Source organism: Ruegeria sp. BF6 (assembly GCF_056538665.1).
Window position 1 is genome coordinate 146,758 of the sequence record NZ_JBQFTN010000004.1, and the last position, 12,445, is coordinate 159,202.

Here is a 12,445-nt window from a genome sequence, read left to right on the forward strand (position 1 = left end):
TCGCGTCAAAGCCACGAGGGTATGGTATCGCGGTTTATGATTTCGTCAAAGCTTGGCCGTTCACGAATAACTGCAAAATGATCCCCATGCACCAGAACCTCGGGGATCAGGGGCCGGGTGTTGTATTCGCTTGCCATCACGGCGCCATAAGCCCCGGCACTGCGGAAGGCGACCAGGTCACCGGGCGCAAGCGGTGGCATGTTGCGCTGTTTGGCAAAGGTATCACCGGTTTCGCAGACCGGACCGACGATGTCATAGGGCTGTTGCTCGACGCCCGGTTCGGGCTCCTGAACAGCGACTATATCGTGATGCGCCTCGTACATCGCGGGACGAATCAGGTCATTCATGGCACCGTCGAGGATCAGGAAATCGCGGCCTTCGCCGGATTTTACATAGATCACCTTGCTGACCATCAGACCCGCATTGCCTGCGATCAGACGGCCGGGCTCAATCTCGATCTCACAACCCAGGTGGCCCAGCGTTTTCTTGATCAGCACGCCATATTCCACCGGCAGCGGCGGCGCTTCATTGGCACGGGTGTAGGGAATGCCCAGCCCCCCGCCCAGATCAAGGCGGCGAATGTTGTGGCCCTCGGCGCGCAGTTGTTCGGTCAGCTCGGCAACCTTGGTATAGGCCAGCTCGAACGGCTCCAGCTCGGTCAGTTGCGAGCCGATATGGACATCGATGCCGATCACCTCCAAACCCGAAAGGGTGGCGGCATGGGCATAAACCTCGGACGCGCGGGCAATCGGGATGCCGAACTTGTTTTCCGACTTGCCTGTGGCGATCTTGGCGTGAGTCTTGGCGTCCACGTCCGGGTTTACCCGAACGGTGATCGGCGCAACAACGCCCAGCTCCAACGCAACGGCGTTGATCACCTCCATCTCGGGCTCGGACTCTACGTTAAACTGACGGATACCGCCGGTCAGTGCCGTGCGGATCTCATCCACTGTTTTGCCAACGCCCGAGAACACAATTTTATCACCCGGAACACCCGCCGCCTTGGCGCGCAGGTATTCCCCGCCCGATACCACATCCATACCCGCGCCCGCCTGCGCCAGCGTCTTCAGGATCGCCTGGTTGCTGGCGGCTTTCATCGCATAGCAGACAAGGTGCTCGGTGCTCTCCAGCGCATCATCGAAAAGCTGGAAATGCCGCAGCAGCGTCGCGGTCGAGTAGACATAGAAGGGGGTTCCGACCGCGGCTGCGATTTCGGAGATCGGGACATCCTCGGCGTAAAGCGCGCCGTCGCGGTAGAGAAAGTGATCCATGACTGCGCGCTTAGACCAAAACCGCCCGTCGGATCAATGGATTCGACTCGCGCGGGATCATTGCATCAGTTGGTTGTCGACACACCAACCCGCGCGTAGCCCGAGACCGAAACGCCGGAGCGTCCCGAATTCGCCTCGGGCTCGGGACGGGGGGTGTACGAGGGATCGCAGGCCGCAAGAACGGCGAGGGACAGGATCAGACCGAAAAATTTCATATTGTCATCTTAGTCCAGGAATTTCGGCACCAGGCCAAACTCATCGGCAAACATGGGTGTCACGCAAATTAAAAGCAACTGACGCAGAGGATTAAATGCCCAGATAAACGCCCAACCCACCGCGTCGCAGGCCAACACCGCCACCGACATGGGTGCCGCTGCTGCCAACGCCTACATTAGCGCTCATAGTGGGTTGAATCGGCTCACCATCGGCACCGCAGGCGGCCAGTGCAAACCCGGCCGCAATCAGCAAGACAACACGTAGAATATGCATCATAACAGCGCCTTCCACCGCTTGACCTGGGCACGCACCTGATCCGGTGCGGTGCCACCATAGGACTGACGCGAGTTTACCGAATTTTGGACGGTAAGGACAGAAAAGACGTCGTCGGTGATATCCGCATGGACTGACTGCATGTCCTCCAGCGTCAGATCAGGCAAGTCGCAACCCTTGCTCTCGGCCATGGCCACCAGCGATCCGGTGACGTGGTGCGCGTCGCGGAACGGCAGACCCGGCACCCGCACCAGCCAGTCGGCCAGATCGGTGGCAGTCGAGAAACCCGAGCCCGCCGCGGCGGCCAGGCTGTCACGGTTGGCGGTCATGTCCTTGACCATGCCCTCCATCGCGGCCAGCGCCAGCATCCAGTTGTCGGCAGCATCAAAAACCTGTTCCTTGTCTTCCTGCATGTCTTTGGAATAGGCCAGCGGCAGGCCTTTCATCACCATCATCAGCGCGGTGTTGGCTCCAAAGATGCGCCCGACCTTGGCGCGGATCAGCTCCGCCGCGTCAGGGTTCTTTTTCTGCGGCATGATTGACGAGCCGGTCGAAAACCGATCCGACAGGGTCACAAACCGGAACTGGGCCGAGGACCAGATCACCAGCTCCTCAGCAAAGCGCGACAGGTGCACTGCGCAGATCGAAGCGGTCGACAGGAACTCCAGCGCGAAATCGCGATCACTGACGGCGTCCAGCGAGTTGGCGGCGGGGCGGTCGAACCCCAACGACTCGGCCGTCATGTGGCGGTCTATGGGGAAGGATGTCCCGGCCAGCGCAGCAGCGCCCAAAGGGGATTCGTTCATCCGGGCGCGTGCATCGCGGACGCGGCTCAGGTCGCGACCGAACATCTCGACATAGGCCATCATGTGATGGCCCCATGTCACCGGCTGCGCGGTTTGCAGATGGGTAAAGCCCGGCATGACCCAATCGGCGCCTGCTTCGGCCTGCGCCAAAAGCGCGCGGATCAGGGCCAGCAGGCCGGTTTCGGCCGCGTCCAGTTGGTCACGCACCCACAGTTTGAAATCGGTCGCAACCTGGTCATTCCGCGACCGACCCGTGTGCAAACGGCCTGCGGGCTCTCCGATAACCTCTTTCAGACGTGCTTCGACGTTCATGTGGATGTCTTCCAGCGCGGTCGAGAACTGAAATTCTCCGTTCTGAATTTCTGACAAAACGGTGAGCAGCCCTTCCCGAATAGCCTGCGCATCACTATCAGTTATAACGCCTGTCGCCGCCAGCATAGCGGCATGGGCACGCGAGCCTGCAATGTCCTGGGCTGCCATCCGCTGATCGAACCCGATCGAGGCGTTAATCGCCTCCATGATCGCGTCTGGACCGGCGGCAAAGCGGCCGCCCCACATCTGGTTCGAGGATTGATCGGTCATGTAAGAAAACCCGGAGTTGATATGCGCCTATTTCGTCTGATCCCCCTTTATATGGCCCTTGCGCTGGGTGCAAACGCGGCATTGGCCACGGATGCGGAAACTCTGGGCCCGCTGCGCGACGGTACGCTGAAACGGCTGATCCTGCATAAGGAACCCAAACCCCACGAGCTGGTCGAATTCCAGCTTGAAGATGACGGCGGCACCGCAACGCTTGAGGATTACAAGGGCAAATACGTTCTGCTGAACTTCTGGGCCACATGGTGCGCGCCGTGCCGCAAGGAAATGCCGCAGATCGCCGAGTTGCAGGCAGAGTTCGGCGGCGACAAATTCGAGGTCCTGACGCTGGCCACCGGGCGCAACTCACCCGCGGGCATCAAGAAGTTTTTCGAAGAGAATGGCATCGAAAACCTGCCACGCCATCAGGACACAGGTTCGGCCGTGGCGCGGGAGTTTGGCGTGATCGCCCTGCCGATCACGGTGATCCTCGATCCCGACGGCAATGAGATCGCCCGGTTGATCGGCGATGCGGAATGGAATTCGGACAGCGCAAAAGCGATTATTTCAACGCTGGTGGGCGCTGAAAGCTAAGGAATACGCCATTCCCACTAATCTGTGCTAGACTGAAACCGGCCCCGGTGGGCCGGTTTTTTCGTTTGTTACCTTTTGGAAGGGAGGCGACAATGAAACCCGTAGTACTGTTGATAGGTCGCTTGCCAAATGTCATCGGCGACGTGGCGCGGCAATTGGATCACATGCCGATCCAATGGCTGGGTGCGCATGATCAGGATGAGGTCCGGCGGCAACTGGATGCCGAGCCCCGGATTGTCTGCGCCATTATGGGCGCCGGTCTGGATGACAAGATACGCGGCGAGATGGTCGGCATCATCGCTGCACGCAGACCGGATATCTGCATTCATCTCAAGGATCGGGCATCCGGCCCCGACGGTCTGGTGCCCTTTGTTAAGCGTGTCGTGCAGCACGAAATCCTCGACACGCTCGAGGCAGGCTGACGCCACGCAACCTTTGACAGCATCCTGACCGCTCTGCACTCTGCGGGCGGGAGGATGGAATGCCGCTTGAAATACTGCTGGTTCTGGTTGTCGGAGGCATCGTCGGTGTGACGGTGCTGCTGCATTTGGCCGGACGGTCGCGGGTGCGCGAACTGACGCCCGAGACCGCGCGCTCGGAATGGCTGCGCCATGCGCCTGACGATGTGATCATCGACATCACCCTTGCACATGACAAACACGCGGCTCTGATCCGGACCGAGACCGGCAACGGGCTGCTGTGGTCCTTCGGCGCCGATACCGTGGCGCGTCATCTGCTGGATTTTGACTGGCTGGATCACCCCGACGGGTTCGAGATCCAGTTCCACGAATTCGGCACGCCCAAAGTTATCATCCACCTTGACGAATTCGAACGCCCCCACTGGGAGCATCTGATGGACCCCGCATGACCGACCAAATTACTTTCCCCGACGCCGTGCAATGGGCGGTGCCGTTTTTCATTGCCGCCATACTGGCCGAGTTCCTGTGGATCGCCATCAAGGGCAAAGGCGGTCGGTACGAAACACGGGATGCGGTGACCTCGCTGGTGATGGGGGCGGGCAACATCGCCTCGGGCTTTTTGCTGGGGTTCATCGCCTATGGATTTTTTATGTGGTTGTGGCAAATCACGCCGCTGAACCTCGGAACCTCGATCCCGGTGATTATCCTGTGCTTTGTGCTGGACGACCTGCGGTACTACTGGGTGCATCGTTTTGGCCACCGCATCCGCTGGGTTTGGGCCAGCCACGTAAACCACCACAGCTCGCAACACTACAACCTGACCACCGCATTGCGGCAGACATGGACCTATACGTTCACCTTCATGATGGTCGTGCGCGCGCCCCTGATCCTGCTGGGCTTCCACCCGGCAATGGTCCTGTTCTGCGGCGGCTTGAACCTGATCTACCAATTCTGGATTCACACCGAAGCCATCGGCAAGATGCCCCGCTGGTTCGAGGCGGTAATGAACACTCCCAGCCACCACCGTGCGCATCATGGCCGCAACGCGCGCTATCTGGATTGCAACTATGCAGGTGTGTTCATCATCTGGGACAAGATGTTCGGCACCTTCGTGCCCGAACAGACGCACGACCGTGTCGATTACGGGCTGGTCCACAATATCGGCACGTTCAACCCCCTGCGCGTGGCCTTCCACGAATGGGTCAGCATCTGGCGCGACGCGACCCAATCGGGGCTGACCCTGCGCGAGCGTCTGGCCTATTGCTTTGCACCGCCGGGTTATAGCCACGATGGCAGCCGCGACAGTTCAGAGCAGATCAAAGCCAAGCACCTTGCCCGGCACCCGGAAGATCGCGGCACGCCCGGTTTCGAGCATTTCGAGGCCAAAGCGCTCAATACGCGGGCAAAACAGGCTTAAATTCGCCGACCCGGTGCCCCCTTGCCTTGAAAGCGGGAAATCACATTCCATATTCAGCGGATGTGACCCGTATCGAGTAGCCGGAGGCCGAAATGTCCAGATTGACAACTTTTTCAACCGTTCTTGGTCTGGTCGGGCTGGTTCTGGCAACGATGTCGGCACTGGCGGGAGGCGCGCCCAGCATCATTGCGCTGGGATTTGCCATGCTGGCACTGGGCTTCATGGGTGCCGTGATCGGCGCGGCAGCCACCTTGGGCCGCGTTTGGGAAACGGTGCGCTGAACCGCATCAATTTCGCGCCCCTTAACCGCAGATTCATAGTTTTGCTCTGAAATCAATTCCCAAGCGGCGACGTTATGGGAATGGCAAGACTATGCGGGGAAAAGATCAGGCAGATGTGCCCGAGGGTGCCGAAAGCCCTCTGAACGCGGCTGTTACATCCCGCGACACCTCCACGGTTCAGATGGCGACCGAGGCGGTAAAGCACAAACAATGCAAACTGGCCTTTCAACCCGTAATGCAAGCTCATCCCCCGTCTGGCGTGGCCTTTTACGAAGGGTTTATCCGGGTGCTGGATGAGACCGGGCGGGTCATTCCCGCGCGGGATTTCATGCCTCAGCTGGAAAACACCCCCATCGGGCGGGATCTGGATTGCGTTGCGCTGGAAATGGGGCTGCGGACGCTGGCCGGGAACCCCGATATCCGCTTGTCCATCAACATGTCGGCCCGCTCGATCGGATATGCGCGGTACTCGCGGGTACTGGAGCGGTTCCTGAAAAAAGACGCCAATATCGGTGAACGACTTATTCTGGAAATCTCGGAAAGCTCGGCGATGACAGTGCCGGAACTGGTGATTGATTTCATGGACCGGCTGCAACCGCGCGGCGTGGCCTTTGCACTGGACGATTTCGGTGCCAGCAATTTCAGCTTCCGCCATTTCCGCGAGTTTCTGTTCGACGCCGCCAAGATTGACGGGCAGTTCATACGTGGCATCAGCAACAACCCCGACAATCAGGCGCTGGTCCGCGCTCTGGTCGCTGTGGCACGGGAATTCGAAATCCTGGTGACGGCCGAATCGGTTGAAACCAAGGCAGACGCGGAATTTCTTGTCGCCAATGGCGTGGACTGTTTGCAGGGTTTTTTATTCGGCACCCCCACCGTCTCGGCCCCGTGGAAAGACCAAAAAGCCCAGCAAACCGGCAGTTAGACACGCAAGAACTGCCGTTAGGGCACCCTGAGACAAGGTGACCGTTGCTGCATTTGCAGCATTGCGCTATGCCATGTTCAGTTGGAGCGGGGGATCAGGAGGCGCTCTGGTTCACAGGGGCTTTGCCTTTGCGATCCGCGCCGTTACGGTTCCCACAGGACCTTGATGGTAAAGGATTGTCTATATGACCAACGTAGTAATCGCATCCGCAGCACGCACCGGTGTCGGCAGTTTTGGCGGCTCATTTGCAAACACACCCGCACATGATCTGGGTGCCGCCGTTCTCGAGGCTGTCGTCGAACGCGCCGGTGTCGAAAAGGGTGAGGTCAGCGAAACCATCATGGGCCAGGTGCTGACAGCCGCGCAGGGTCAGAACCCGGCGCGTCAGGCGCATATCAATGCCGGTCTGCCGCAGGAAAGCGCGGCCTGGGGCATCAACCAGGTTTGCGGCTCGGGCCTGCGTGCCGTCGCTCTGGGCGCTCAGCATATTCAGCTGGGCGATGCCGAGATCGTTGCCGCTGGCGGTCAGGAGAACATGACCCTCTCGCCCCATGCCGCTGCTCTGCGCGCCGGTCACAAGATGGGCGACATGAAGTATATCGACACGATGATCCGCGACGGCCTGTGGGACGCCTTCAATGGCTATCACATGGGTCAAACCGCCGAGAACGTCGCCGAGAAATGGCAGATCAGCCGCGACACGCAGGATGAATTCGCTGTGGCCTCGCAGAACAAGGCCGAAGCCGCGCAGAAGGCTGGCAAGTTTGCGGATGAAATCACGCCCTTCACCATCAAGACCCGCAAGGGCGACATCGTGATGGACAGCGACGAATACATCCGCCACGGCGCCACCATGGAAGCCATGGCAAAACTGCGCCCGGCCTTCACCAAGGATGGCTCGGTCACCGCAGCCAACGCCTCGGGCCTGAATGACGGCGCGGCAGCGACCCTGCTGATGTCGGCCGAAAACGCCGAGAAGCGCGGCATCGAACCTCTGGCCCGCATCGCATCCTACGCAACTGCCGGTCTGGACCCGTCGATCATGGGCGTCGGCCCGATCTATGCCTCGCGCAAGGCACTGGAGAAAGCGGGCTGGTCGGTTGACGATCTGGATCTGGTCGAAGCCAACGAAGCCTTTGCCGCGCAGGCCTGCGCCGTGAACAAGGACATGGGTTGGGATCCGTCAATCGTGAACGTCAACGGCGGCGCGATTGCCATCGGCCACCCGATCGGCGCCTCGGGTTGCCGCGTCCTGAACACGCTGTTGTTCGAAATGAAACGCCGTGATGCGAAGAAGGGTCTGGCAACTCTCTGCATCGGCGGCGGCATGGGTGTCGCCCTCTGTGTGGAGCGTGACTAAGTGTTTTGACAATTAGACATAAAGGGGCGTCCGTCGGGCGCCCTTTTTGTTACAATTACCCCTTACCCGACAGATGCGACAATATCGCCGGAAAGAAAGACGAAATCGAACGCGAAACGATATTGCGCAACAATCTCTCTCAGAGTAACAGAATTACCAAGCAGACTAAATTGGAGGAATCCTCAATGGCACGTACAGCACTCGTAACCGGCGGCTCCCGCGGCATCGGCGCAGCAATTTCCAAGGCGCTCAAGGCCGAAGGGTATAACGTTGCAGCCACCTATGCCGGGAACGACGAAGCGGCGGCAAAATTCACCGAGGAAACCGGCATCGCCACCTACAAGTGGAACGTGGCCGATTATGGCGAATCCAAAGCGGGTATCGAAAAGGTTGAGGCCGAGGTCGGCCCGATCGACATCGTAGTCGCCAACGCGGGCATCACCCGTGATGCTCCTTTCCACAAGATGACCCCCGATCAGTGGAAAGACGTGATCGACACCAACCTGACCGGCGTGTTCAACACTGTCCACCCCGTCTGGCCCGGTATGCGCGAGCGTAAGTTTGGCCGCGTGATCGTCATCAGCTCGATCAACGGTCAAAAAGGTCAGTTCGCTCAGGTGAACTACGCCGCGACCAAGGCCGGCGATCTGGGCATCGTGAAGTCGTTGGCGCAGGAAGGCGCGCGCGCGGGGATCACTGCCAACGCGATCTGCCCCGGTTACATCGCGACCGAGATGGTCATGGCGGTTCCGGAAAAAGTTCGTGAATCCATCATCGGCCAGATTCCGGCCGGACGTCTGGGTGAGCCCGAAGAAATCGCCCGATGCGTGGCTTTCCTGGCATCCGACGAATCTCAATTCATCAACGGCTCGACTATTTCGGCCAACGGTGCGCAGTTCTTCGTCTGATCCGACCATCCAGCAAGAAATCGGGCCGGTCCATATGGACCGGCCCTTTTGTATCCCGTAAGAACGCGCGCGCTGCGCTCAGCGGGAACCGAACAACCAGTTCAGCACTTCATTGATGACCCGGGCCCGTTCCTGATGGGCGCGCCGAAAAGCGCGGGCGGCGGCGGGGTTCGTAGTCGCTTCGATCATGGCGGTTTCCTTTTTTCAGAACAGTTCATTTGACTTGATCCCAATATGAAGCCTACAAAAATAGCCGACAAACGAGCTTTATAACCGTCTCAGTTAAGTAAATCTTATCCGAATGAGTGACTATCTACCCCCTCTTACCGCCTTACGCGCCTTTGATGCAGCTGCGCGGCACATGTCTTTTGCCAAGGCCGCAGAAGAGCTGCACGTCACGCCCGCCGCTCTGTCCTTTCAGATCAAATCGCTGGAAGAGCATCTGGGTCGCCCCTTGTTTCGCCGCCTGAATCGCGCAGTGGAACTGACCGAGGCGGGGCGCACCTTGGCCCCCGGAGCGGTCGAAGGATTCGCCACCCTGCAGGCCGCGTGGCAGACGACCAGACGGCAAGGCAACGACACCAGCCTGACGGTGACCGCAGGCCCAGCCCTGACGGCCAAGTGGCTGGCACCACGGCTCTATGACTTTGCGCGGACGCATCCTGAGATTGATCTTAAGTTTTCAGCCACCCTGCGGATCATGGATCTGGAACGCGATGATGTGGATGTGGCCATCCGCTTCGGCTATGGCCCGGATGAGGGGTTGTACTCGGTTCCCGTTCGCAAAGAATGGCTGACCCCGGTCATGACCCCGGAACTGGCCGAGCGCTATCCAACCCCCGAGAGCCTGAAGAACGCTCCGTTGATCCATGACGACTCGATTGCGTTCCTCAGGCCACGCTGCGACTGGCCAACATGGTTCCGGGCCGTGGGGATTGATTTCACGCCCGAACATGGAGCGCGATTCTCGAACGCCGATCACGCGATTGATGCCGCTGTTGCGGGGGTTGGCGTGGTGCTGGGGCGCCGCGCCATGATCCTGAAGGACATGACCGAGGGGCGGCTGGTCGCCCCCTTCAAAGTTGCCATCGAGACTCGCGGACGGTTCCGGTTTTTGTGCCTGCCCGGTGCCGAAAACCGGCCCCAGATCGCGGCCTTTCGGGATTGGTTCGTTGCCGAGATCGAGAAAACCGCGCATATCTCGAACGAATTCAAGATCATTCCGGTGGAAGATGTCCCTGCCCCATGACCAGAACACGCGCAACAGCCATCGGGTTTATCGCCGTTTTGCTGTGGGCCTTGCTGGCCTTGTTCACCGTCGGATCATCTCCGACCCCGCCCTTGCTGCTGAACGCCATCTGCTTTTCGGTTGGAGGTACTCTGGGCCTGATCTGGACATGGGCCAGCGGCGGGTTGCGCCAGTTGCGCGCGGTACCGTGGACGACATACCTGTTCGGCACCATCGGGCTGTTCGGCTACCACGCACTGTATTTCTCGGCCCTGCGTATGGCCCCCGCAGCCGAGGCCGGATTGATTGCCTATCTCTGGCCATTGCTGATCGTGCTGTTTTCCGGGCTGCTGCCGGGTGAGCGTCTGCGCATCGGGCATTTAATCGGTGCCTGCCTTGGTTTTACCGGCGCTGCTGTAATCATTGCGGGGGGCGGCAGTATGGGGTTTCAGTCCGATCACCTGCCCGGTTATGGGTTGGCGCTGCTATGCGCGCTGACATGGTCAGGCTATTCGGTCCTGTCACGCCGTTTGGGGGATACGCCAACCAGTTCTGTTGCCGTGTTCTGCATGATCACAGCCATCGCCTCGGGCCTGTTGCATCTGGCCATTGAGGAGACCGTCTGGCCAAGCACCGTCATCGGCTGGGCCTCGGTCGCAGCACTAGGGCTGGGGCCGGTTGGGCTGGCGTTCTATGTGTGGGATATCGGGGTCAAGCAGGGCGACATTCAGATGCTGGGCACGGCGTCCTACGCGGCACCCCTGTTGTCTACGCTGGCTTTGGTTGTGGCCGGGATCGCCGCCCCGTCCTGGGGTTTGGCGATCGCGGCCGTGTTCATCACTGGTGGCGCGGCCATTGCCGCGCGGGCCAGTATAAGACGCTAGTTCGACAGTCGCTCGATCTCTTCCTTAAGCCTAAGCTTCTGCTTTTTAAGTTGAGCAATATGGAGATCGTCGATGCCAGGCGAGCGTTGGGCTTGTTCAACTTCAAGACCGAGAGATTCGTGTTTTTTCTTCAGTTCGGTCAGGTGTGCGCTCACGCTCATGGCGATACTCCTCTGTTGGTGTCTGAGTTTCACGTAAGAAGTTGACCACATCGTTTCCACCCTGTCACGCTGCATACGCACAGATTCTGTCACAAATCCGACAAATTCGGCTGGTTACTGCCTATCGGTCGAAAATGCCGCAGATCGCGGCCCCGTCGCGTAGCACGGCAGAGACCTGAGTCGTATAGCTTTCACCGTCTTTTTCGTGCCGGTCGCCCGCGTGTAAAATCAGTGGTGCGTGTAGCCGAAATGCTGCCCGCCCTCCCTTTCTGGCCCGTAAAATCACCAATTCGGCAGCGCGACCGGTACGGGCGGCCAGGGGCAGCACCTCGACCGACCCCAGAAGCCCTGCACAAGCTGCCAGCATGTCGGGTAAACGGTCGGACTTTTGGATCATATGCAGGTACCCGCGCGGTGCGAGGCGTTTGGCGGCAACGTCGAACCAATCGGCCAAAGGAGTCTCTTCCCCCAAAGCCACGCTACGCCCTTTATCCGCGGCACGGCTATGCGCCCCGGCGCGGTAATAGGGCGGATTGGCAATCACGTGGTCGAACTGTCTCTGTTTCAAGTCGGCAGGAAGAGCACTTAGGTCTGCTTCGATCACTTCCAGCGACGCACCGTTTTCCACCGCGTTTCGGCGCGCCAAATCGGCATAAGGCGCTTGCAGCTCCACCCCGACACCTTGCAGCCCCGACACACGGGCCAACAGGCACAGGATTGCAGCCCCGGCCCCGCAGCCCAGCTCCAGCACGGTGTGACCACGTGTCGCCGGAACCGACGCCGCCAACAGCACCGGATCCACCCCGGCGCGATAGCCGGAACGCGGTTGCCACAGGCGCACACGCCCGTTTAAAAAGTCGTTACAAGTCAAATCACTATTGGGGAACAGGTTCATCGTCCCAACGGTATCTCGTTGTCGCGCATCACTCTTTCAGCGCGGTTCAGGTCATCCGCACGCACCATCAGGCGGCGCGGGAAGATTCCGATGCCGCCCTCGAGGATGCTCATATTTACGTCCATCTGAAAGCAGTCTATATCCTCGCCCTCAAGAAGGGCCGAAGCAAAGGCTAGGATCGTTGGATCGGTGCTGCGCAAAAGTTCTTTCATGGGACGGATGTAAGGGCAA

At 59.6% G+C, this 12,445-nt stretch carries 17 protein-coding genes; 10 read left to right on the forward strand and 7 right to left on the reverse strand.

Annotated elements, in window-relative coordinates; translation table 11 throughout:
- Positions 1 to 5: 5 nt before the first annotated feature.
- From lysA to argH, 4 genes are all read right to left on the reverse strand, one after another.
- Positions 6 to 1,271, reverse strand: coding sequence for a diaminopimelate decarboxylase (gene lysA, locus ACR0IM_RS13320; RefSeq protein ID WP_480682206.1), 1,266 nt, complete (start codon positions 1,269 to 1,271; stop codon positions 6 to 8).
- A gap of 65 nt (positions 1,272 to 1,336) precedes the next feature.
- Positions 1,337 to 1,486 carry a hypothetical protein gene (locus tag ACR0IM_RS13325; protein ID WP_480592797.1) on the reverse strand — a complete coding sequence of 50 codons (150 nt, stop codon included), beginning with the start codon at positions 1,484 to 1,486 and terminating at the stop codon, positions 1,337 to 1,339.
- Between the two features lie 91 nt (positions 1,487 to 1,577).
- Complete coding sequence (locus tag ACR0IM_RS13330) at positions 1,578 to 1,763, reverse strand: argininosuccinate lyase (protein WP_480592795.1); 186 nt, start codon at positions 1,761 to 1,763, stop codon at positions 1,578 to 1,580.
- The gene (gene argH / locus ACR0IM_RS13335; protein WP_480592794.1) at positions 1,760 to 3,148 is read right to left on the reverse strand and encodes an argininosuccinate lyase; all 1,389 of its coding nucleotides are present in this window, start codon (positions 3,146 to 3,148) and stop codon (positions 1,760 to 1,762) included. Before argH ends, ACR0IM_RS13330 begins: the two co-directional genes overlap by 4 nt.
- A gap of 21 nt (positions 3,149 to 3,169) precedes the next feature.
- Between argH and ACR0IM_RS13340 the strand changes: the two genes are divergently transcribed.
- From ACR0IM_RS13340 to yddG, 10 genes are all read left to right on the forward strand, one after another.
- Complete coding sequence (locus ACR0IM_RS13340; protein ID WP_480592792.1) at positions 3,170 to 3,736, forward strand: TlpA disulfide reductase family protein; 567 nt, start codon at positions 3,170 to 3,172, stop codon at positions 3,734 to 3,736.
- Between the two features lie 92 nt (positions 3,737 to 3,828).
- Entirely contained in the window at positions 3,829 to 4,158 is a 330-nt protein-coding gene (locus ACR0IM_RS13345; RefSeq protein ID WP_480592790.1) for a hypothetical protein, read from the forward strand.
- A gap of 59 nt (positions 4,159 to 4,217) precedes the next feature.
- On the forward strand, positions 4,218 to 4,604 hold the full coding sequence (locus tag ACR0IM_RS13350; RefSeq protein ID WP_480592788.1) for a hypothetical protein: 387 nt from the start codon (positions 4,218 to 4,220) through the stop codon (positions 4,602 to 4,604).
- Positions 4,601 to 5,572, forward strand: coding sequence for a sterol desaturase family protein (locus tag ACR0IM_RS13355; RefSeq protein WP_480682207.1), 972 nt, complete (start codon positions 4,601 to 4,603; stop codon positions 5,570 to 5,572). Before ACR0IM_RS13350 ends, ACR0IM_RS13355 begins: the two co-directional genes overlap by 4 nt.
- Before the next feature lie 92 nt (positions 5,573 to 5,664).
- On the forward strand, positions 5,665 to 5,853 hold the full coding sequence (locus tag ACR0IM_RS13360) for a hypothetical protein (protein ID WP_480682208.1): 189 nt from the start codon (positions 5,665 to 5,667) through the stop codon (positions 5,851 to 5,853).
- A 91-nt stretch (positions 5,854 to 5,944) separates the two neighbouring features.
- Positions 5,945 to 6,778: an EAL domain-containing protein gene (locus tag ACR0IM_RS13365; RefSeq protein WP_480682209.1), complete on the forward strand. Its 834-nt coding sequence runs from the start codon at positions 5,945 to 5,947 to the stop codon at positions 6,776 to 6,778.
- Positions 6,779 to 6,962: 184 nt separating this feature from the next.
- Positions 6,963 to 8,138: an acetyl-CoA C-acetyltransferase gene (locus ACR0IM_RS13370; RefSeq protein WP_480592780.1), complete on the forward strand. Its 1,176-nt coding sequence runs from the start codon at positions 6,963 to 6,965 to the stop codon at positions 8,136 to 8,138.
- A gap of 185 nt (positions 8,139 to 8,323) precedes the next feature.
- Positions 8,324 to 9,046 carry an acetoacetyl-CoA reductase gene (gene phbB, locus ACR0IM_RS13375; protein WP_480592778.1) on the forward strand — a complete coding sequence of 241 codons (723 nt, stop codon included), beginning with the start codon at positions 8,324 to 8,326 and terminating at the stop codon, positions 9,044 to 9,046.
- A 301-nt stretch (positions 9,047 to 9,347) separates the two neighbouring features.
- Positions 9,348 to 10,295: a transcriptional regulator GcvA gene (locus ACR0IM_RS13380; protein ID WP_480682210.1), complete on the forward strand. Its 948-nt coding sequence runs from the start codon at positions 9,348 to 9,350 to the stop codon at positions 10,293 to 10,295.
- Positions 10,292 to 11,158, forward strand: coding sequence for an aromatic amino acid exporter YddG (yddG, locus tag ACR0IM_RS13385; RefSeq protein ID WP_480682211.1), 867 nt, complete (start codon positions 10,292 to 10,294; stop codon positions 11,156 to 11,158). Before ACR0IM_RS13380 ends, yddG begins: the two co-directional genes overlap by 4 nt.
- On the opposite strand, the gene ACR0IM_RS13390 is transcribed toward yddG, so the two are convergent.
- The 3 genes from ACR0IM_RS13390 to ACR0IM_RS13400 form a co-directional block, all read right to left on the reverse strand.
- Entirely contained in the window at positions 11,155 to 11,319 is a 165-nt protein-coding gene (locus tag ACR0IM_RS13390) for a YdcH family protein (protein ID WP_170327212.1), read from the reverse strand. The genes yddG and ACR0IM_RS13390 overlap by 4 nt on opposite strands.
- A 121-nt stretch (positions 11,320 to 11,440) precedes the next feature.
- A complete protein-coding gene (locus tag ACR0IM_RS13395; protein ID WP_480641787.1) occupies positions 11,441 to 12,214 on the reverse strand; it encodes a tRNA1(Val) (adenine(37)-N6)-methyltransferase in 774 nt (257 codons plus the stop codon).
- Positions 12,211 to 12,426 (reverse strand): putative signal transducing protein, encoded by a 216-nt coding sequence (locus ACR0IM_RS13400; protein WP_480592771.1) that lies wholly within the window; start codon positions 12,424 to 12,426, stop codon positions 12,211 to 12,213. The genes ACR0IM_RS13395 and ACR0IM_RS13400 overlap by 4 nt, the downstream gene beginning before the upstream one ends.
- Between the last annotated feature and the right edge of the window lie 19 nt (positions 12,427 to 12,445).